Here is a 20,510-nt window from a genome sequence, read left to right as displayed (position 1 = left end):
CTGCGGGCGGGGCCGAAATGGCGCCGCCCTACCTCCAATCGGCCATCAGGCCAGCCAAATTCGGCCGCGGTCCGGCTTGTCCGGCGTCCCAGGAGCGGCCCGATCGGGATACGACTATGACATCCTTGCCGAAGAACGGTTTCAACATCGACCTTTCCGGTTCGTGGCAGCTTGCCTCTGTCGACGGCGAGATCCGCACTACAATCATCTTGCCGGGCGACGTGCACTCCGCGCTCCACCGCGCAAGCCTGATCCCCGATCCCTATTTCGGCCGCAACGAGGAAAAGGTGCAGTGGGTCGCCGAGCGCGAATGGGCGGTCGAGCGCAGCTTCACGCTTCCTGAGGTCGAAGGCGACTGGTATCTCGATATCGATTATCTCGACACGGTCGCCAGCGTCCACGTCAACGGCTTCCTGGCGCTCGAAGCCGACAACAGCTTCCGCCGCTACCGGCCCGATGTCTCCAGCATGCTGAAATCAGGCGACAACAGCATCCGCATCGTCTTTGCCTCCAGCATCGCTGTTGCTGCTGCGCGGCAGAAGCAGCAGCCCTTCTACATTCCCTACAGCACCGGCAATTCGCCAATCCCCGACGGCAACATGTTGCGCAAGCCGCAATGCCATTTCGGCTGGGACTGGAACATCGCCATTGCGCCGCTCGGCCTTTACGGGACGATCGCGCTGAAAAAGCTTGAAACGGCGCGCATCGAACATGTCGTCACCCGCCAGACCCACAATAATGACGGTTCGGTCGATCTCAAAGTGACGGCGACGCTGTTTTCCAAGGGGCCAGACATTGCCCAGGTCTATTTTGAGCTCGACGGCGAGCGCGTGCGCCTGGATGTCGGCGTCAATGGCGAGACCCATGTCAACCACCTCTTCCATATCGACAATCCGCGCCTCTGGTGGCCGTCTGGCAGCGGCGAGCAGGCGCTCTACAGGCTTTCTGTCCAATTGCCGACGGATGAGGTGTCCAAGCAGATCGGCCTTCGCACCATCGAACTGATCACCACGCCGGATGCATCAGGCAGCCGCTTCGCTTTCAAGGTCAACGGCCGCGAGATCTTCTGCCGCGGCGCCAACTGGATCCCGGCCGACGCGCTATTTTCGCTGTCTTCGCCCGAGAAGACCGAGGACCTGCTGCAATCGGCCAAAGCCGCCAATATGAACATGATCCGCGTCTGGGGCGGCGGCTTCTACGAGCAGGATCATTTCTACGATCTCTGCGACCGGCTGGGCCTCATGGTCTGGCAGGACTTCATGTTCGCTTGCAACCTCTATCCCTCGACCGAGGACTTCCTCGACAACGTAACGATCGAGGTCGATTACCAGGTGCGCCGGCTCTCCTCGCATGCCTCGATCGTGCTCTGGTGCGGCGACAACGAGCTGGTCGGGGCGCTCACCTGGTTCGAGGAATCGAGGAAGGACCGCGACCGTTATCTCGTCTCCTATGATCGCCTCAACCGCACCATCGAGCAGGCGGTGAAGAAGGCGTTGCCCGGCGCGCTCTGGTGGCCGTCGAGCCCGGCGTCCGGCTATCTCGATTTCGGCGATGCCTGGCATGCGGACGGGTCCGGCGACATGCACTACTGGTCGGTCTGGCACGAGAACAAGTCGTTCGACAATTACCGTTCGGTGCGTCCGCGCTTCTGCTCGGAATTCGGCTTCCAGTCCTATACGTCGCTGCCTGTGATCAGGACCTATGCCGAGGAGAAGGACATGAACGTCGCTTCCCCCGTCATGGAGCTGCACCAGAAGAATGCCGGCGGTAACGAGCGCATCGCCGGCACGATGTTCCGCTATTTCCGCTTTCCCAAGGATTTTCCGAACTTCGTCTATCTCTCCCAGATCCAGCAGGGGCTGGCGATTAAGACGGCGGTGGAATACTGGCGGTCGCTCAAACCCCATTGCATGGGCACGATCTACTGGCAGCTCAACGACACCTGGCCGGTCGCCTCCTGGTCGAGCCTCGACTATGGCGGGCGCTGGAAGGCGATGCACTACCTCGTCAAGCGCTTCTTCCAGCCGGTCGCGGTCGCTGCCATTCCTTCCGATGACGGAAAGACGATCCGCTTCTCGCTGGTCAACGACACGCTTGCCGATGTCAGCGTTGATCTTGCAGTCTCGATCCTGACGGTAAAGGGCGAACGCCGGCACTTGAAGGACGTGCAGGCTGTGTGTTCGCCGGATGCGTCCGTCACTGCCACGAGCATCGACGTCTCCGATATTTCCGTGGGAACGCTGCTTGCCTGGCACTTCACCGCGTCGAACGGCACGGGCGGCGAGGGGCATTACGTCAACGGCACCTACAAGGCGCTGGAGCTGGAGCCCTCGGGGCTTGCTGTCACCCACGAATATATCGAGGAGAATGGCTCCGTCGACATCAACGTCACCGCTAGGGGACTTGCGCTTTTCGTGATGATCGAGACCGAGACGGACGGCAAATATTCCGACAATGCCTTCGATCTCGCGGCCGGCGAGAGCCGCCGCATCACCTTTACCCCGGCACGGCCGCTTGATCGTGGCGCGCTTCCGGAGTTCCGATTCTACGACCTGTATTCCTGCCAGTCGGCGGATTGATCTTGCAAGAATGGGCACGAGGCCCAAGGAGAACATGATGACGAAACTCAGCTACCAGCTCTATAGCGCCCGCAACTTCCAGCCTTATTCGGCGATTTTCGAAAAACTTGGCAAATCAGGCTACGCGGAGGTCGAGGGCTTCGGCGGTATCTATGCCGATCTCGACGATGCCGGGCTGAAGAGCCTTCGCGCTGAGCTCGACAAGAATGGCCTGGTTATGGCGAGCGGCCATTTCAGCCCCGACTTCCTCGAGAAGGAGGTTGAGAAGTCGCTGAACATTGCCAAGATCCTCGGCATGGATTCGATTTATGCGCCGCATCTGGCGGCCGAGGAACGCCCGTCCGACGCTGCCGGCTGGGCCGCCTTCGGCAAACGCCTGCAGGAGATCAGCAAGCCCTACAAGGCTGCCGGCTACGAATTCGGCTGGCACAATCATGATTTCGAATTCTTCAAGCTGCAGGATGGCTCGCGGCCGATCGAGCACATCTTCGAAGGCGCGCCCGACATTTCCTGGGAAGCCGATATCGCCTGGGTTATCCGCGGCGGCGCCGATCCCTTCGCCTGGATCGAGAAGCTCGGACCGCGCATCACCGCTGTCCATGTCAAGGACATCGCACCGGCCGGCGAGGCGACGGATGAGAGCGGCTGGGCAGATGTCGGTCACGGCAAGGTCGAGTGGGCCAGGCTGATGACGGCGTTGCGCGCCACCAAGGCCAAGCACTACGTCGTCGAACACGACAACCCGAATGACATCGATCGCAATATCAGCCGCTCGATCGCATCCTTCCAGACCTACTGAGGCTTCATCATGACCAAGGAACTTGGCGTCGGCATCATCGGATGCGGCAACATCTCCACCACTTACTTCTCGCTGGCACCGCTCTTCAAGGGGTTGAAGGTGCTGGCCTGCGCCGATATCAACGCGCAGGCGGCCGAGGCGCGGGCCGAGGAATATGGCGTCAAAGCGCAGACGATCGACGAGCTTCTCGTCAATGACGAGATCGACGTCGTCGTCAATCTGACGATCCCGGATGCGCATTTCCGGGTATCGAAGGCGATCCTCGAGGCCGGAAAACACGTCTATTCCGAAAAGCCGCTGGTGCTTTCGCTCGAAGAGGGCGAGGAGCTTCGCCGCATCGCCAAGCAGAAGAACCTTGCCGTCGGCTGCGCGCCTGACACTTTCCTCGGCGGCGCCCACCAACTCGCCCGCAAGTTCATCGATGACGGCGGCATTGGCCGGGTGACTTCGGGCGCTTGCTACGTGATGAGCCCCGGCATGGAGATGTGGCATCCGAACCCGGACTTCTTCTTCCTGCCAGGCGGCGGCCCGATCCTCGATCTCGGCCCCTATTACATCGCTAATCTGATCAATCTGATCGGCCCGGTCAAACGTGTCGGCGGCATGACCTCGATGGCGTCGCCCACCCGCACGATCACCAGCGAGCCGCGCAATGGCGAGATCATCCCGGTTAAGACGCCGACGACGATCCAGGCGCTGCTCGAATTCGTCAATGGTGCCACGGTGACGCTGACGGCGAGCTGGGATGTGTGGTCGCACCGCCATGCCAATATGGAGCTCTACGGCACCGATGGCTCGCTCTATGTGCCGGACCCGAACTTCTTCGGCGGCACCGTCGAGGCCAGCGGCCGCGATAAAGACATCAAGCCGCTGGAGACTTGGGAGCATCCGTTCGGCAAGATCAACCAGGAAAACCCGAACGGCGCGCGCGCCAACTACCGCACCGCCGGCCTTGCCGACATGGTGATGGCGCTGATCGAGGGGCGCGATGCGCGCTGCTCGCTCGACCGCACGCTGCACGGCGTCGACGTCATGACCTCGATCCTGAAATCGGGCGAGGAGGGCCGTTTCATTGACCTAACGACGACCTGCACGCAACCGGCCGCCCTCGGCATCGAAGAAGCGCAGGCGCTCTTGAAGTAACAGGAAGAATGCCTGTATCTCGTTGGACCGCGAGACATACCGTCAAAGTCGTTATCCTCGGCCTTGTGCCGAGGATCTACAGGCCGGGCGGCAGATGCTCGACACAAGGCGAGCATCACGACTGTATAGATATTTTAGCAAGGAGAGTCTTATGAGCTGGCAACCAGCCGCAGACCGCTATTCGAAAATGAAATATAACCGCACGGGCCGTTCCGGCCTGAAGCTGCCGGCCGTCTCCCTCGGCCTCTGGCACAATTTCGGCGGCGACACGCCGCATGACCGCAAGATCGACATGTGCCGCACGGCCTTCGACCTCGGCATCACCCATTTCGACCTCGCCAACAATTACGGCCCGCCGCCCGGCAGTGCAGAAACTGCCTTTGGCGAGATCCTGCGCACCGAATTCGCTGGGCTTCGCGACGAGCTGATCATCTCCTCCAAAGCCGGCTACGACATGTGGCCGGGACCCTATGGCGAATGGGGCAGCCGCAAATACCTGATCGCCTCCTGCGACCAAAGCCTGAAGCGCATGGGCCTCGATTATGTCGATATCTTCTATTCGCACCGCTTCGACCCGGAAACACCATTGGAAGAGACCTGCGGCGCGCTCGATCATATCGTCCGTTCCGGCCGGGCACTCTATGTCGGCATTTCCTCCTATAATTCGCAGCGATCGCGCGAAGCCGCAAAGATCCTTAAGGAACTCGGCACACCGTGCCTGATTCACCAGCCGAGCTATTCGATGCTCAACCGCTGGGTCGAGGACGACAGGCTGCTCGATACGCTGGATGAGGTCGGCATGGGCTCGATCGTGTTCTCGCCGCTTGCCCAGGGCATGCTGACGACGAAATATCTCGGTGGCATTCCCGAAGACAGCCGCGCGGCGCAGAACCACTTTCTCAAGCGCGACTACATCCGCCCCTCGATCATCGACAATATCCGCAAGCTCAACGAGATCGCCGAAAGGCGCGGCCAGACGCTGGCGCAGATGGCGATCGCCTGGGTACTGCGCGGCGGCCGCGTGACCTCGGCGCTGATCGGCGCCAGCCGCTCGTCGCAGATCGTCGATTGCGTCAAGGCGCTCGACAATCTCGAATTCAGTGTCGAGGAGCTTGCCGAGATCGACGTCTATGCCCGCGAGGCCGACATCAACCTCTGGGCCAAGTCCGCCGAACGCGAATAGTCACGTCAGGCCCGGAGGCAAGTCTTCCGGGCCTTTTTCTGCTATAATCTGATGTACGTACAGCAAAAAAGCACCGCCGGTCGGAGGAGACCCTGTCATGATCCGCAACCCCATCTTGCCCGGGTTTAACCCCGATCCGTCGATCTGCCGCGTCGGCGCGGATTATTACATCGCCACCTCGACCTTCGAATGGTATCCCGGCGTGCAGATCCACCATTCGCGGGACCTGGTGAACTGGACACTGGTGCGCCGGCCGCTGGAGCGGAGATCGCAGCTCGACATGCGCGGCAATCCGGATAGCTGTGGCATCTGGGCGCCGTGCCTGTCCTATGCCGACGGGCAGTTCTGGCTGGTCTATACCGACGTCAAGCGTTACGACGGCAATTTCAAGGATGCGCCGAACTACATCGTCACGGCACCTACGATCGAGGCCGATTGGTCCGAGCCGGTCTATGTCAATTCCTCCGGCTTCGATCCCTCGCTCTTCCATGACGATGACGGCCGCAAGTGGTTCGTCAACATGCAGTGGAACCATCGCACCGAAAGCTATGGCGGCTCGCCGAAATCGCCGGCCTTCGACGGCATCCTGCTGCAGGAATGGGATCCGGCGGCAAAGGCGCTGAAGGGGCCGATCAAGAACATCTTCGCAGGCAGCCCGCTCGGCCTCGTCGAGGGCCCGCATCTCTTCAAGCGCAATGGCTGGTATTATCTGACGACCGCCGAGGGCGGCACCGGCTACGACCATGCCGTCACCATGGCGCGGTCGCGAAAGATCGACGGACCCTATGAGATGCATCCGAACATGCATCTCATCACCTCCAAGGATCATCCGGGCGCAGTGCTGCAGCGAGCAGGGCATGGCCAATATGTCGAGACGCCGAAGGGCGAGGCCTATCACACCCATCTCTGCGGCCGGCCGCTACCGCCGAAACGGCGCTGCACGCTGGGGCGCGAGACATCCTTACAGAAATGCGTCTGGCGCGACGATGACTGGCTCTATCTTGAAAACGGCACCGCGGTGCCCGATGTCGATGTGCCGGGCCTCTTTGGCGCGGTTCCCGTGGAAAAGCCGATGCGCAGCGAATACAACTTCGACGGCGGCACATTGCCTGCCGATTTCCAGTGGCTGCGCACGCCCGAGCCCAAGCGCATCTTTAACCTCACGGATCGTCCCGGCCATCTGCGCCTGATTGCGCGCGAAAGCATCGGCTCCTGGTTCGAACAGTCGCTGGTCGCCCGCCGCCAGGAACACCACAGTTTCCGCGCCGAGACCGTGATCGAGTTCTCGCCCGACACCTATCAGCAGGTGGCGGGGCTGACGCATTACTACAACCGTCACAAGTTCCACGCGGTTGCTGTGACGCTGCACGAAACACTCGGCCGCTGCGTGACGATCCTCTCCTGCAACGGCGACTACCCGAACGGACGCCTGAGCTTTCCCGCCGACAGCGGGGTTTCGATCGCCGCCGAGGGCCGCGTTCAGCTCGCCATGGAAATCCGCGAGAACGACCTGCGATTCTTCTGGCAGACAGAAGGCAAGGGCGCCTGGCAGCCGATCGGCCCGATCCTTGACGCCGGCGTGATTTCCGACGAGGGCGGACGTGGCGAACACGGCTCCTTCACCGGCGCCTTCGCTGGCGTATTCGCTTTCGATACGTCGGGTCGGGCGAAGGCAGCGGATTTCGATTGGTTCAATTACGACGAGCTGTAAGGGTGCACCCTTGGTCGCTTTCATCCGCAATGGATCACGGAAAGAGCGAGGAGCGGAGAAGAGGCACATAAAAAGAAAGCCGGCGCAGGGCCGGCTAAGACGGAACGCGGGTGAACAGGGGATACTGGCCGGTTCCAAGCACTTCGTGACTGAACAATAACTTTGACTACATGCCGAGGCAGCGAAAAAGGGGCGCAACGAGAACACCCGGAGACGGCTCCGCAAAGGGGTGGGCGGCGGGGCGGATGCCGGTGCTGGCCTCGGCTCCCTTATCGGGCATGAATATCACCGTATGATGACATCTGACGCCGGCGCTGCCTTTCTTTCGCAAAACCCGATGCCGGCTACTTCGCCCGCGTCAGCAGGTCAGCGGGCCAACTGTGTTAGCAGCGTGAATGCAGTGTTCATGGCTTAAGGATGTTAAAGCGTTACAAAGGGACTATATAGCGGCCGAAGTAACTTCCAAGAATCCGCAAGAGTCCCGCATGGCCCCCATCATTTCCGTTCAGAACCTCACCAAGACCTATGCCAATGGGTTCGAGGCCCTGAAGGGCATCAATCTCGACGTCGAAAAGGGTGAGATCCTGGCGCTGCTCGGGCCAAACGGTGCAGGCAAGACGACGCTGATCTCGATCATCTGCGGCATCGCCAATCCGAGCGGCGGCCGGGTGTTGGTCGCCGGCCACGACGTCGTGAAGGATTTCCGCGCCACCCGCGGGATGATCGGGCTGGTGCCGCAGGAGCTGACCACCGACCAGTTCGAGACGGTGTTCAATACCGTGAGCTTTTCGCGCGGTCTGCACGGCAAGAAAGCCAATCCGGCCCATATCGAGAAGGTGCTGCGCGCACTCTCGCTCTGGGACAAAAAGGACAATATGCTGCGCCAACTCTCCGGTGGCATGAAGCGACGGGTACTGATCGCCAAGGCGCTCTCGCATGAGCCGGATATTCTTTTCCTTGACGAGCCGACCGCCGGCGTCGACGTGACGCTGCGCAAGGACATGTGGCATGTCGTCGAAGAGCTTAGGGCCTCCGGCGTCACCATCATCCTGACCACTCATTATATCGAAGAGGCGGAGGAAATCGCCGACCGCGTCGGAGTCATCAATGGCGGCGAATTGCTGCTCGTCGAGGACAAGGCGGCGCTGATGGCCAAGCTCGGCCGCAAGCAGCTCATTCTCGATCTCACCGAACCGCTCAGCCGACTGCCGGACTGTTTTGCCGGCAATGGACTGACGCTGGAAGCGGACGGGAATCGGCTGACCTATGATTTCGATACTGACAACGAGCAGGAAAGCATCGCCGCACTGCTGACCCGACTCGGCGAGAACAACATCCATTTCAAGGATCTCTCGACGCGGCAAAGCTCGCTCGAGGACATCTTCGTGGCGCTGGTGGGAGCGGGCAAATGAACGTTGAAGCGGTCAAATCGATCTATTTCTTCGAGATGGCGCGTACGCGCCGCACTCTGCTGCAGAGCGTCATCTCGCCCGTGATCTCAACCTCGCTTTATTTCATCGTCTTCGGTGCCGCGGTCGGTTCACGTATCCAGGAGGTAGAGGGCGTGTCCTACGGCGCCTTCATCACACCCGGCTTGATCATGCTGACGCTGCTTGGCCAGTGCATCAGCAATGGCTCCTTCGGCATTTATTTCCCGAAATTCACCGGCACGATCTACGAGGTACTTTCGGCGCCGGTGGCGATGACGGAGATCCTGCTCGGTTATGTCGGGGCGGCGGCGACCAAGGGGATGCTGATCGGCTTCATCATTCTCTTGACAGCCAATCTTTTCGTCGACGTCAGGATCGAGCATCCCTTCATGATGATCCTGTTCTTCCTGCTGACAGCGATCACCTTCAGTCTGTTCGGCTTCATGATCGGCATCTGGGCCGGCAATTTCGAACAGCTGAACCTCATTCCCATGCTGGTCGTGCCGCCGCTGACCTTCCTCGGCGGGAGTTTCTATTCGGTCAGCATGCTGCCGCCCTTCTGGCAGGTGGTCAGCCACCTCAATCCGGTGCTCTATCTCGTCAGCGGCTTCCGCTGGAGCTTTTACGGGATCGCCGATGTCAATCCGGCGATCAGCCTGGCGATGATCACGGTATTCCTGGTGATCTGCCTGGGAACACTCGCCTGGATCTTCAAGACCGGTTACCGGCTGCGCAACTGATCGTTTTCTGAAACAACCATCGGAAAACTCGATGACGTCATCGGTTTCTTCCGTTTTTCTTCCGCTCCGGCCTGAGGCATCTGCTGCGTCAGCCAAGAAGGAGACGGCAGATGACGGGTATCAGGATCGAAGGCGCGAAGATCATTATTGTTGGCGGCAGTTCCGGAATGGGGCTGGCGCTGGCGAGGCGTTTGCTCGGGGAAGGGGCGGCGGTGACGATTGCAGGACGCAGCGAAGATAGGCTTGCGGCGGCCCGCCGCGCTCTCGGTGACCATCCTGGAGTGGCGACGATTGCTGTCGACATATCGCGGGAGGAAGAGGTCGCGGCGCTGTTCCGCAATGGCGGGCCGGTCGATCACATCGTCAGCACGGCGGCAGATATCGGAGGAGCCTATCAGCTGCTGCCTTCGATTGAGCTTGCGGCGGCGCAAAGAGTGGTCGAGAGCAAGTTCTACGGGCCGCTGATGCTGGCGAAATATGGTGCCGCCCATTTGCCGCCCTCAGGATCGATCACCTATACGTCAGGTGTTGCGGCCTACCGGCCCGCGGCGCGTGGATCGGTGGTCGCCGCCGTCAATGCGGCGCTGGAGGGCCTGGTCAGGGCACTTGCAGTCGAACTAGCGCCGATCCGGATCAACGCGGTGTCGCCCGGATGGGTGGATACACCGATCTGGAGCTTCGTCGCCGGCGACGCCAAGCAGGCGACGCTCGACGCGATGGCGCAGCGCCTGCCGGCGGGGCGCGTTGGACAGCCTGATGATATTGCCGATGCGATCCGCTTCCTGATCGGCAACGGATTCACGACAGGCACTATCCTGCATGTCGAAGGAGGGCATCGGCTGATCTGAGCGGCGAGAGTTCTTCGCTTGCAGATTGCAGCAGGATGGTAAGCGCCGGCGGCTGCACGCGCCTGCGCCGCCACATCATCACCAGCGAGGCTGCGGGTGGTTTGCCCGGCCAAGGCAGTTCGACGACGTCGCCCCGTGTGGCGGCCGGGCCGAGCGCAAGGCGCGGCACGAGGCCATAACCGGGGCCGGATGCAACGAGTCGGATGATCGTCGCGATGCTGTCAGCTTCCGTGACGATTGATGGTGCTGCAATGTTTGCTTCGGCAAAGGCGGTGTCGAACAGGTGACGGTAGACGCAACCGGTTTCGGTGGCGACGAAGGGCACGGTGCTGAGTGCCGTGAGGCTTTCCGGCGGCCGGGCTTGCGCATCGCGGCCGGCAATCAGCACCAGCGGTTCGCTGCAGATGCGGCGCGTCAAGAAGCGTTCATCCTGCTGCTCGCGATCGAAGGTGAAGGCGACGTCGATCGAGCCGTGCTGCAATTGCGCAAGCAATTCGCCGCTGCCGTTGACCTTAAGCTTGAGGCCGACGCGTGGGTTCTTCTTGCGAAAGAGTGACAGCCAGGGCGCTAGCCTTTCGGCGGCTATGGTTTCGAGCGTGCCCAAGGTGATGGACTGTCCGGCGCTGCCGGCTGCGGCGCTGACGGCGGCCTTCGCCTCGTCGCTCAGCGCCAGTATCTCCTCGGCATAAGCCTTGAGGACCGCACCTGCGGGTGTCGGGACGACGCCCTGCCGGGAGCGGAGGAAGAGTTCCGCGCCCAATTCCTCTTCCAGCGCCTGGATCTGGTCGCTGAGGCTTGACTGAGCGAGATTGACCTCGGCAGCGGCGCGCGTGAGATTTTCGTGCCGGATCACTGCGAGGAATGTCTTCAATTGTCGTGGGTTCATATCGGGCTCCAGTATGGCGCGCCGAGACGCCTTGAACGCAGGATAGCAACAAAGCAGAACACGCTGCAACGCAGGAGCATTTGGCGGCGAACTGCTTATCTTATGCTGCTGCGTCCGTCTCCCGTCAGGCGCTGCTGACGAGAAGGGCGCCCGAGATGATGAGGAGGGTGCCGGCGACGAGCTTCATTGTGTCGAGCTCGGAGGCTTCGCCGAGAAAGACGGCGCCGATTGCCAGCGTCACCAGCACGTTGCAGCTCCAGATCGGCGCGAGTTTCGAGACGGGGACACCGTAAGTGAAAAGCGCAAAGCTGATGAGGCCGGTGCCGACGGCAAAGCAGGCGCCTGATGTGGCAGCAAAACCGAGACCTTCGGCGGTCCATGGGGCAGGGCGCCAGATCAGTGCTGCGATCAGGCCGGCGAGCGCGCAGGCAGCGCCAAAGGCGATCAGATAGACGGCGGAGCCGGTGGCTGATGTGGCGCTCTGCTTCTGGAAGATGGCGGTGATGCCCCAGAACAGGGCGGGCAGAACGCCGCCGATGACGATCGGCCAGACTGAATTCATTGCGAAACTCCTGTCGCACCCATGGATCAAGGCCTCGCCCAAGGCGAAGGCCGGTCGAACATGCGGTGCCACCAGACTAGGAGTTTCTTTTTGCTCTTTGTGGTCTTGTTGTTCTTGCGCCCAAGCTGCCAGATCCGGTTGCCGCCGTAAAGCGGCGGAGCCGTATTAATCGCGCATGCGGAGTTCGTCGGTCTGCATCTGCAGCGAGCCCAGCGTTTCCAGGAAGCTCATGCCAAGCAGGCTCTGGTCGAGCCGGCCGTCTTCGGCGACACTGGCTGTGACATTGTTGCGGATGATCGGGCCGATCGCCACCTGGTCGAGGGTGACGGGTGCTGCACGGCCGCGGCCGTTGGCGGTCATGACGGTCATAGAATAGGTGAGGCGGGAGAGGTCGATGCCGATCCGTTCGGCATCTTCGCGCGACAGCGCCACCATGCTGGCGCCGGTATCGACGAGCATCTCGATCGTCTGGCCATTGACCGCGACATCGGCTTCGAAATGGCCGTTCAGTAGCTTGTGCAGAATGATCTCCTGGCCGCCCTCACTTGTGGTGACGACGACGGCGTGGCCGGGAACGAGGCCGGCGAGCAGCCTGTTGCCGACGCCGAGCGCTTCCTGGCGATAGAGATAGACAGTCACGAGCGCCAGGATGATGACCAGCCAGATCATCATCTGGCGCATCGTTTCGCCGACGCTGCGCCGGCTCGCCCAGATGCCGGCCGACAGCATCAGCGCGATCGGTAGTAGATAGACGACGCGTCCGAAGTCATCGCTCTGCAGGCCGAGGATGCGGCCGCTGTCATTGTTGACGATCAGCACGGCAAGGCCGATGCCGATCACGACGAGGAAGACGGTCAAACGGATCATAAGGGCCGCTCCGGCCCGCGGGCGAGGCTTGGTTTCATGTGGTTCGACACACTGACGGCGCCTGCAAGCCTTGCCGGCAGCAGGGCCATGATCCGTCTTCGCTCGGTGTCGGAGTAGCTCATCCAGCCGCCGATTTCCTGAAGAGTCCGGCCGCATCCGGCGCAAAATCCGGTGGCTGAAACCAGGGAGCAGACGTGAACGCAGGGTGTTTGCATGGTGGATATATCGGAGTTTCAAAGAGCCGTGGCAAGGGCGCAAAGGGTAGCGATCTCGCAAATCTGCTGCGTTGCGCCCAGCGTGTCGCCAGTGTGGCCGGCAAGCTTGCGGCGGATGAAAGCGGTGAAGGCAAACCCTGCGATGCCGGTGGCGAGCAGGCTTGCGACCAGCGGCCGCAGGCCGAAGGCCGGCCAGATCAGAAGTGCTGCCACGAGGCCGGCTGAGGCGAGCGCAAACTGCATCGCTGCCTCGTCCGGCTGGCCGGTCGAGGCGGCCACGCCATCGGCCTTTGCCGGCGCCAACCGCTGCCAGTGCCAGGCGACGGCGCCGCGGCTCAGCGCCGCGACAGCGGGAATGGCAAGCGCGGCAGTGAGGGGCGCGGAATGGCGGGCGATGGCGGCAAGCGCGGCTGCGCGGATCACGAAGGAGAGGATCAGCGCTATCGCGCCATAGGTGCCGATCCGGCTGTCCTTCATGATGAGGAGGCTGTGCTCGCGGCTCTTGCCGCCGCCGATGCCGTCGGCCGTATCGGCCAGGCCGTCCTCGTGCAGCGCGCCGGTGACGAAGACCTGGATGGAAAGCGCGATCAGGGCTGCCATCGGCGGATCGGCGCGCAGCCCCAAAAGCAGGAGGAGGGCGAGTGCAGGGATGAAGCCGATGACGATGCCGGCGAAGGGAAAGGCGCGCACCAGCGGGCCGAGCCTGCCGTCATAGCCTTTGAACAGCGATTGCGGCATGGGAATGCGGCTGAGGAAGGCGACGGCGCGGGCGGTATCGACCGCATAGTCATTAATCTTCATTCTGCTTCGTTCTGCCGGAGGTCATCTCGGCTTATGGTCGCGGCTGCGCTTTTGGAGTTGTTCGCCTCGTCCGCCCGCTTTAAGAGAGTTGCCATCCGCAAAGAAGCTGATTTGCGTGGAAAAAACAAGAAATACCCGGATTTATAGGAAAACCGCACAGATGAGCGTTTCAGGCCTGCCGTTCGACGATTTCCGTACCCTGCTTCGTGACCTGCCGGGGCCGGATGCCCGCGCGCTGGTGGCCGCGCGCGAACGTGACGCGCAGCTGACCAAGCCGCCGGGCGCGCTCGGACGGCTCGAGGAGATCGCCTTCTGGCTTGCCGCCTGGACCGGCCGCACACCTGCCGTCAACCGGCCGCTGGTGGCGATCTTTGCCGGCAATCACGGCGTCACCAAGCAGGGCATCACGCCCTTTCCACCAACGGTGACGCAACAGATGGTCGAGAACTTCGCAGCGGGTGGTGCTGCGATCAATCAGATCTGTGTCGCCTATGATCTCGGACTGAAAGTCTTCGATCTGGCGCTCGATTATCCTACTGGTGATATCACCGAGGAGGCAGCACTTTCCGAGCGCGATTGCGCCGCGACCATGGCCTTCGGCATGGAGGCGATCGCCGGTGGCACCGACCTGCTCTGCATCGGCGAGATGGGCATCGGCAACACGACGATTGCGGCGGCGATCAACTATGCGCTCTACGGCGGTTCGGCGCGTGACTGGGTGGGACCCGGCACCGGTTCGGAAGGTGAGATGCTCGAGCGCAAAATCGCGGCGGTGGAAAAGGCGGTGGCGCTGCATGGTGACCATCTCGACGATCCGCTCGAGATCATGCGCCGGCTCGGCGGCCGCGAGATCGCGGCGATGGCCGGCGCCATTCTTGCTGCTCGCATGGAGCGCATCCCGGTGCTGATCGACGGTTATGTCGCGACCGCGGCGGCAGCGATCCTGAAGGCCGCCAATCCGTCCGCGCTCGATCATTGCCTGATCGGCCATGTCTCCGGCGAGCCCGGACATCTTCGCGCAATCGAGATGCTCGGCAAGACGCCGCTTCTGGCGCTCGGCATGCGGCTTGGCGAAGGCACCGGTGCGGCGCTTGCCGCCGGCATCGTCAAGGCCGCCGCCGCCTGCCATTCCGGCATGGCGACCTTCGCCCAGGCGGGTGTGTCGAATAAGCATTAAGGCCGCGGCTGGCGCCGTCGATCCGCACGCGTTCGCTTGCGCCGCCCAAATGGATTCGGTATTTGCGTATTCGCTCATCGAAGGGGAGGCGGCAAAGCCTCTCCCGGTCTGTGATGCAACGGGAAGAGGAGAGGGCATCTTGACGAAGCCTGCGGTGACGAAAGAGACCGGACTTCGGCATTTCATCGCCGCCGCCAGCTACTCCTGGGCGGGCTTCCTGCGGGTGCTGAAAGAGGCAGCCTTCCGCCAGGAACTTGGCTTCTTCATCGTTTCGATCGCGGCGCTGGCGTTGGTGGGAGCCACTGCCGGCGAGATCGTCGTCGCGGTGCTTCTGTTTCTCGGGCTCTTTTCGATGGAGGCGATGAATACCGCCGTTGAAGAGGTGATCGACCGGATTTCGCCGGAGATTTCGATCGTCGGCAAACATGCCAAGGATCTCGGCTCCTTCGCGGTAACCTGCATGATTGCCGCCTGCTGCCTTTATCTCGGCTTCGTCCTCGGCAAGCACCTGTTCTTTGGATCTGGATGATTTCACGCTGGATCGGCCGAAAATCTGAATCCGGATCCAAATTAAAAATCCAACATGATGTCGCCCGAAAAACCGCTCACACTTCTCGGCATCGTGCTTTAGCTGAATCAGGCAAAACTCTTGCGCTTGCGCAAGACGGCCTGAGCCTCCTCGACGGCCGGCAGGCTCTGGAGCACGCGCTTGGCAGGCAGGATGGCGATGACCTCGGTGCCCTCGCGCAGCTTCGATTTCAGCAGGAACTGCCCATCATGCTTGGCAAGGATCGCCTGGACGATCGGCAGGCCGAGGCCGGTACCCTGTTCGGCGCTCTTGATGGCGATCGAGCCCTGGCCAAAGGCCGACAGGACGACGGGAATCTCTTCTTCCGGAATGCCGGGGCCGTTGTCCTTGATCGAGATGTACTGTCCGCCACCAGCTGTCCAGCCGACCTTGACGTGGATCTCGCCGCCCTGCGGCGTGAACTTGACGGCATTGGAGAGAAGGTTGAGCACCACCTGGCGCATCGACTTCTCGTCGGCCCAGATGGCCGGCAGCTGCCGCTCGAACTGGTCCGAAATGGCAATGTTCTTGGCGCGGGCGCGCAGCTGGACCATGCCGATGCAATCCTCGGTGATATCGAGCAGCGAAATCGCCTCCTCGCTCAGCTCGTATTTGCCGGCCTCGATGCGTGACAGGTCGAGGATCTCGTTGATGAGATCGAGCAGATGCTGGCCGGAGCGGTGGATATCGCCGGCGTATTCCTTGTAGGTCGGATTGGCGAGCGGCCCCATGACTTCGGCCGACATCACCTCAGAAAAGCCGAGGATGGCGTTGAGCGGGGTTCTGAGCTCATGCGACATGGAGGCAAGGAAGCGGGACTTGGCGAGGTTTGCCTCTTCGGCGCGGCGGCGAGCTTCGTCCGACATCGATTTCGCCACTTCCAACTCGGCGATCAGGTCGTCCTTCTCCGACTGGTATGAGAGAATTCTGAGGTTCGACTTGAAGAGCCGGTCGCTGATATAATTGAAGAAGACCAGGGTGGTGGTGAAGGCCCCCGTCAGGCTGATTTCGAGGAGGTCCCGCGACAGGCCGCTCTTGGCGGCTAGCGCCAGGACCGCGGGCGAGAAGGCGGCGAGCACGGCGGGCGTCAGCATGAAGTTCGACATCGCCGTGACGGAGAGCGCGATCAGCAGCGTCGCGCCCTTATAGAGAATGAAGCTCGACGGCTCGCAGGTGTCACAGCCTTGCAGCGCGAAGACGGCCCAGCAGCAGCCGAGCAGGAACTGGCCGAGCAGCAGCAGGCGGCGCCATTTGCGGGCGCTCTCGGAGGTGATTTCCTGCCGGCGTGCGCGCCGCGCCAGCAGGATATTGCCGGTGTGACAGGTGAGTGTCAGCAGCGCCCAGAAGAGCAATTGCGTATTCTGGGTGAAATAAACGCCAAGCGCGGTGATGATGACGACGAAGAGCGGCATGATCGTCGCGCCCTGCAGCACCGATGCCACATACATGTTGAGCACGTCACGATCGAAGGAGGAATTTGACGCATGACCGGACTGAAGACGTTCGCGCGTCTGCCGCACGGCCTTGGAAACGGCCTTATTGCGGTGGCTGCGCGACCTGTCGACGATGATCTTGTCGGTCGATGTGCTTACGCCGGTACTCATGTGCACGTTGAAACTTCATCCCAGGGTGGATAAGAGCTTAATCGACAATTCTTAAGAAGATGTTTGCCATCTTTGCCAAGGATTTGTTTTTTAAGGAGGCAAAAGCGTGACACGGGGCCTGCGCCTGATTCGCGACGGCGTGACCGCTTTTGCCCTGCTGGCGCTCGTGGCGCTGATCGCCGCCAAGCTCAATGATGCGACAAAAATCGAGCATATGGGTGCTTTCCATGCCGCCGACGGCGACAGTCTGACATTGGGAGCCGAACGTTTGCGCCTCGAAGGCATCGATGCGCCGGAGCTCAACCAGAGCTGCGAGCGGGCAGGGAAGGCCTGGGCCTGTGGCCGCGCGGCGCGCGAGGCGCTGCAGGGCATGGTGCTGGCATCCGGAACACTTTGTCAGGGCAGCCGGCACGACCGCTACGACAGGCTGCTCGTCATCTGCCGGAGCGGGGCGGGCGGCGACATCAATGCCGCCATGGTGCGCCAGGGTATGGCCATCTCCTATGGCGGTTATGCCAAGGAGGAGGCCGACGCGAAGGCTCAAAAGGCGGGCCTCTGGGCCGGGACTTTCGAGCGGCCACGCGATGTGCGCGACCATGCGCGCCAGAGTTCCGGTTTCGACGGCGCCCTGCACCTCATCGGGCGGATCGTCGGATGGGAGTAAAGTCATGACCGACGAAGCCATGCTGGAGACGCTGCGGCGGGAGATCGCCTCCTGCCGCATCTGTCGAGACGCGCCGGCAAAAGGCATCGCGCACCGGCTGCCGCACGAGCCGCGCCCGGTGGCCGTGATCTCGTCGAGCGCACGCATCCTGATCGCCGGGCAGGCGCCCGGGCTTCGGGTGCATGAGAGCGGGCTGCCGTTCGACGATGCCTCAGGCGACCGGCTGCGGTCATGGCTTGGCGTTGACAGGGCAAGCTTCTATGACCGCGACCGATTCGCTATTGTCCCGATGGGCTTCTGCTTTCCTGGCTACGACGGCAAGGGCGCGGATCTGCCGCCGCGGCGCGAATGCGCGCCCCTCTGGCGGCAAAGGGTGATCTCGGCCATGCCACAGATCGAACTGGTACTGGTCATCGGCCAATATGCGCAGGCTTGGCATATGGCCGGTGAAAGGCGGGACAATATGACCGAGACGGTGCGGGCATGGCGTGACTGTCTTCTGTCCAACCGATCGCCGGCGGTGCTGCCGCTGCCGCATCCGAGCTGGCGCAATAGCGGCTGGCTGAAGCGCAATCCCTGGTTCGAGAAAGAATTGCTCCCGGTCTTGCAGGAACGGACGAAAATGCTGCTTTCCTGAAACAAAATTCTTTTAGTTGCGCGGAATCGAGTTATACAAAGAAAATAATTCGAAAGGACTGTTGTGCGCATGGACCGCCTCGACCGAAAAATACTGCGTCTTCTGCAAGAAGATTCGACGCTTGCCGTTGCCGATCTCGCCAAGAAAGTGGGGCTTTCGACGACGCCGTGCTGGCGGCGCATCCAGAAGATGGAAGAAGACGGCGTCATCAAGCGCCGAGTCGCCATCCTCGATCCGGAGAAGGTCAACACCAAGGTCACCGTCTTCGTGTCGATTCGCACTGCCACTCATTCGATCGAATGGCTGCGCCGCTTTTCCGAGGTGGTCGCCGAATTCCCCGAAGTGGTCGAATTCTACCGGATGAGCGGGGATGTCGATTATCTCCTGCGAGTCGTTGTGCCCGATATTGCCGCCTATGACGCCTTTTATAAGCGGATGATCGCCAAGATCGAGATTCGCGACGTTTCCTCCGCCTTTGCGATGGAGCAGATCAAGTATTCGACGCAGTTGCCGCTCGACTACATGATTCTCGATAATGCCAAATCAAACGAGGATTGAGGTCAAGCGTGCGGCCGTGACCGCACGCGATAATGCAAAATCCAATGAGGGCTGAGACCGGGCGTGAGTCTGCGACCTCAGATATGCCCTTAGGAGGCGGCGTGTGCACTCCGGCTGCACGTGGGATTGCCGGTTCGGCAAAGGCCGGGTTTAAGTATGTGCGATCTGCTATTGCAAAAAAAAAGCCTCAAAAATAGCGAAAAAACGCTCAAATCGACCGAATTTCCTGGAAAAGTGAATAGCCTGGTAAGGATTCCCGGGTTATGTTCGATGAAACCAGTGGGCGATATGTCATAATTTTGTCTCATTGGTATCGAATTCAGGACACTATGTTCCAAACCGCCACCTTGTTTGTGCTCATTAGCCGGCGGTAGAATTTATGCGCTTCACCAGTATGTTCGACGGGGGTCGGACGGTGGAGAATTTGACAAAGGGGTTTAGGGTTTGCGGCTTGCGATGGAAGATTTCCGTCGCGAAGCCGTTTGGTGTGTCTTTCGTATAAATATTTGAAATTGTTGTATAAAAATCACGTTGTCGGGGAAAGTTGCCCGTGAGAACCCATCTGGCGTGTATCGAGAATTGCTTGATAGGGCCTTGTATGTGATGACGGTTTGGCGGTTCGATCGATCCGCACGCCGAGATGGCTGTTCAAACTGGGCCGGCTTCAAATCGACTACCCGATCTGAAGCCAGCCCCGATCGACAAAGGAATGGATTGGTAAATGAACATCAGAATGGTTTTGCTTGCATCAGCAGCAGCATTTGCTGCATCGACGCCGGTTCTTGCAGCTGACGCTATTGTTGCTGCTGAGCCGGAACCGGTTGAATATGTTCGCGTCTGCGACGCTTACGGCACCGGCTACTTCTACATCCCGGGCACCGAAACCTGCCTCAAGATCGAAGGCTACATCCGTTTCCAGGTTAACGTTGGCGAAGACGTCGGCGGCGATTCGGACTGGGATGCCGTCACCCGCGGTCAGGTTCAGTTCACGGCCAAGAGCGACACCGAATATGGTCCGCTGACCGGCGTCATCGTCATGCAGTTCAATGCTGACAACGCCACGGCTCAGGACGCCATTCTCGATTCCGCTTACCTCGACATCGCGGGCTTCCGCGCTGGTCTGTTCTACAGCTGGTGGGACGATGGTCTCTCTGGCGAAACCGACGACATCGGCTCGGTCGTAACGCTGCACAACTCCATCCGCTATCAGTATGAAAGCGGCACCTTCTACGCTGGTATCAGCGTCGATGAACTGGAAGACGGCGTTTATCAGGGTGACGTGGATCCCGTCACCGGCCTCCTTGTTCCGAACGATGGTCCGAACAATGTCGGCGTTGCCTTCGGCATCGGCGGCACTGCCGGCGCGTTCAGCTACCAGGTCACTGGCGGCTGGGACGTCGACAACGAAGACGGCGCTGTCCGTGCAATGGGTACGGTTGACATCGGTCCCGGTACGCTCGGCCTCGCTGCTGTGTACTCTTCCGGCCCGAACTCCTACTACTCGACGGCTGAATGGGCAGTTGCTGCCGAATACTACG

The 20,510-nt window shown here is 61.1% G+C and carries 20 protein-coding genes; 14 read left to right on the top strand and 6 right to left on the bottom strand.

The window, feature by feature from the left end:
- The first annotated feature begins 116 nt into the window (after positions 1-116).
- The 8 genes from AC1D2N_RS05705 to AC1D2N_RS05670 all read left to right on the top strand — a co-directional run bounded on the left by AC1D2N_RS05705 (position 117) and on the right by AC1D2N_RS05670 (position 10,433).
- The gene (locus AC1D2N_RS05705; RefSeq protein WP_130729061.1) at positions 117-2,579 is read left to right on the top strand and encodes a beta-mannosidase; all 2,463 of its coding nucleotides are present in this window, start codon (positions 117-119) and stop codon (positions 2,577-2,579) included.
- Between the two features lie 37 nt (positions 2,580-2,616).
- Positions 2,617-3,378, top strand: coding sequence for a sugar phosphate isomerase/epimerase family protein (locus tag AC1D2N_RS05700; protein WP_018242361.1), 762 nt, complete (start codon positions 2,617-2,619; stop codon positions 3,376-3,378).
- 9 nt (positions 3,379-3,387) lie between these two features.
- Positions 3,388-4,521 (top strand): Gfo/Idh/MocA family protein, encoded by a 1,134-nt coding sequence (locus AC1D2N_RS05695; protein WP_047621412.1) that lies wholly within the window; start codon positions 3,388-3,390, stop codon positions 4,519-4,521.
- 151 nt (positions 4,522-4,672) lie between these two features.
- Positions 4,673-5,704, top strand: coding sequence for an L-glyceraldehyde 3-phosphate reductase (gene mgrA / locus AC1D2N_RS05690; RefSeq protein ID WP_047621410.1), 1,032 nt, complete (start codon positions 4,673-4,675; stop codon positions 5,702-5,704).
- 97 nt (positions 5,705-5,801) lie between these two features.
- Positions 5,802-7,415: a glycoside hydrolase family 43 protein gene (locus AC1D2N_RS05685; protein ID WP_130729060.1), complete on the top strand. Its 1,614-nt coding sequence runs from the start codon at positions 5,802-5,804 to the stop codon at positions 7,413-7,415.
- A gap of 485 nt (positions 7,416-7,900) precedes the next feature.
- A complete protein-coding gene (locus AC1D2N_RS05680; RefSeq protein ID WP_018242357.1) occupies positions 7,901-8,827 on the top strand; it encodes an ABC transporter ATP-binding protein in 927 nt (308 codons plus the stop codon).
- Positions 8,824-9,585 (top strand): ABC transporter permease, encoded by a 762-nt coding sequence (locus tag AC1D2N_RS05675; protein WP_018242356.1) that lies wholly within the window; start codon positions 8,824-8,826, stop codon positions 9,583-9,585. Before AC1D2N_RS05680 ends, AC1D2N_RS05675 begins: the two co-directional genes overlap by 4 nt.
- A 110-nt stretch (positions 9,586-9,695) precedes the next feature.
- Complete coding sequence (locus AC1D2N_RS05670; RefSeq protein WP_130729059.1) at positions 9,696-10,433, top strand: SDR family oxidoreductase; 738 nt, start codon at positions 9,696-9,698, stop codon at positions 10,431-10,433.
- Here the strand turns inward: AC1D2N_RS05670 and AC1D2N_RS05665 are convergent.
- The 5 genes from AC1D2N_RS05665 to AC1D2N_RS05645 form a co-directional block, all read right to left on the bottom strand.
- Positions 10,396-11,319, bottom strand: coding sequence for a LysR family transcriptional regulator (locus AC1D2N_RS05665; protein WP_130729058.1), 924 nt, complete (start codon positions 11,317-11,319; stop codon positions 10,396-10,398). The two genes, AC1D2N_RS05670 and AC1D2N_RS05665, sit on opposite strands and share 38 nt — an antisense overlap.
- 124 nt (positions 11,320-11,443) lie before the next feature.
- Positions 11,444-11,881, bottom strand: coding sequence for an EamA family transporter (locus AC1D2N_RS05660; RefSeq protein WP_018242353.1), 438 nt, complete (start codon positions 11,879-11,881; stop codon positions 11,444-11,446).
- A gap of 165 nt (positions 11,882-12,046) precedes the next feature.
- Positions 12,047-12,748, bottom strand: coding sequence for a TIGR02281 family clan AA aspartic protease (locus AC1D2N_RS05655; protein ID WP_003560075.1), 702 nt, complete (start codon positions 12,746-12,748; stop codon positions 12,047-12,049).
- Complete coding sequence (locus AC1D2N_RS05650) at positions 12,745-12,963, bottom strand: DUF1289 domain-containing protein (RefSeq protein WP_115157425.1); 219 nt, start codon at positions 12,961-12,963, stop codon at positions 12,745-12,747. The genes AC1D2N_RS05655 and AC1D2N_RS05650 overlap by 4 nt, the downstream gene beginning before the upstream one ends.
- An 18-nt stretch (positions 12,964-12,981) precedes the next feature.
- Positions 12,982-13,764 (bottom strand): adenosylcobinamide-GDP ribazoletransferase, encoded by a 783-nt coding sequence (locus AC1D2N_RS05645; RefSeq protein WP_130729057.1) that lies wholly within the window; start codon positions 13,762-13,764, stop codon positions 12,982-12,984.
- A gap of 160 nt (positions 13,765-13,924) precedes the next feature.
- Here AC1D2N_RS05645 and cobT point away from each other — a divergent pair, with 160 nt between their 5' ends.
- Positions 13,925-14,941: a nicotinate-nucleotide--dimethylbenzimidazole phosphoribosyltransferase gene (cobT, locus tag AC1D2N_RS05640; protein ID WP_011652311.1), complete on the top strand. Its 1,017-nt coding sequence runs from the start codon at positions 13,925-13,927 to the stop codon at positions 14,939-14,941.
- Between the two features lie 139 nt (positions 14,942-15,080).
- Positions 15,081-15,470: a diacylglycerol kinase gene (locus AC1D2N_RS05635; RefSeq protein ID WP_003560069.1), complete on the top strand. Its 390-nt coding sequence runs from the start codon at positions 15,081-15,083 to the stop codon at positions 15,468-15,470.
- Between the two features lie 107 nt (positions 15,471-15,577).
- Here the strand turns inward: AC1D2N_RS05635 and AC1D2N_RS05630 are convergent, their stop codons facing one another.
- Positions 15,578-17,113, bottom strand: a complete 1,536-nt coding sequence (locus tag AC1D2N_RS05630; protein ID WP_018447330.1) for a sensor histidine kinase — start codon at positions 17,111-17,113, stop codon at positions 15,578-15,580.
- A gap of 106 nt (positions 17,114-17,219) precedes the next feature.
- On the opposite strand from AC1D2N_RS05630, the gene AC1D2N_RS05625 reads away from it, so the two are divergent.
- The 4 genes from AC1D2N_RS05625 to AC1D2N_RS05610 form a co-directional block, all read left to right on the top strand.
- The gene (locus AC1D2N_RS05625; RefSeq protein WP_130729056.1) at positions 17,220-17,777 is read left to right on the top strand and encodes a thermonuclease family protein; all 558 of its coding nucleotides are present in this window, start codon (positions 17,220-17,222) and stop codon (positions 17,775-17,777) included.
- Positions 17,778-17,781: 4 nt separating this feature from the next.
- On the top strand, positions 17,782-18,414 hold the full coding sequence (locus AC1D2N_RS05620) for a uracil-DNA glycosylase family protein (RefSeq protein ID WP_028733064.1): 633 nt from the start codon (positions 17,782-17,784) through the stop codon (positions 18,412-18,414).
- Positions 18,415-18,483: 69 nt separating this feature from the next.
- Positions 18,484-18,972: an Lrp/AsnC family transcriptional regulator gene (locus AC1D2N_RS05615; protein ID WP_003540387.1), complete on the top strand. Its 489-nt coding sequence runs from the start codon at positions 18,484-18,486 to the stop codon at positions 18,970-18,972.
- 721 nt (positions 18,973-19,693) lie between these two features.
- Positions 19,694-20,510 (top strand): porin (locus AC1D2N_RS05610; protein ID WP_477980899.1); only part of this gene is annotated, 817 nt, incomplete at its 3' end.

The organism is Rhizobium sp. P1_B8 (assembly GCF_056406515.1).
This window is presented reverse-complemented; position numbering and strand designations above follow the sequence as displayed.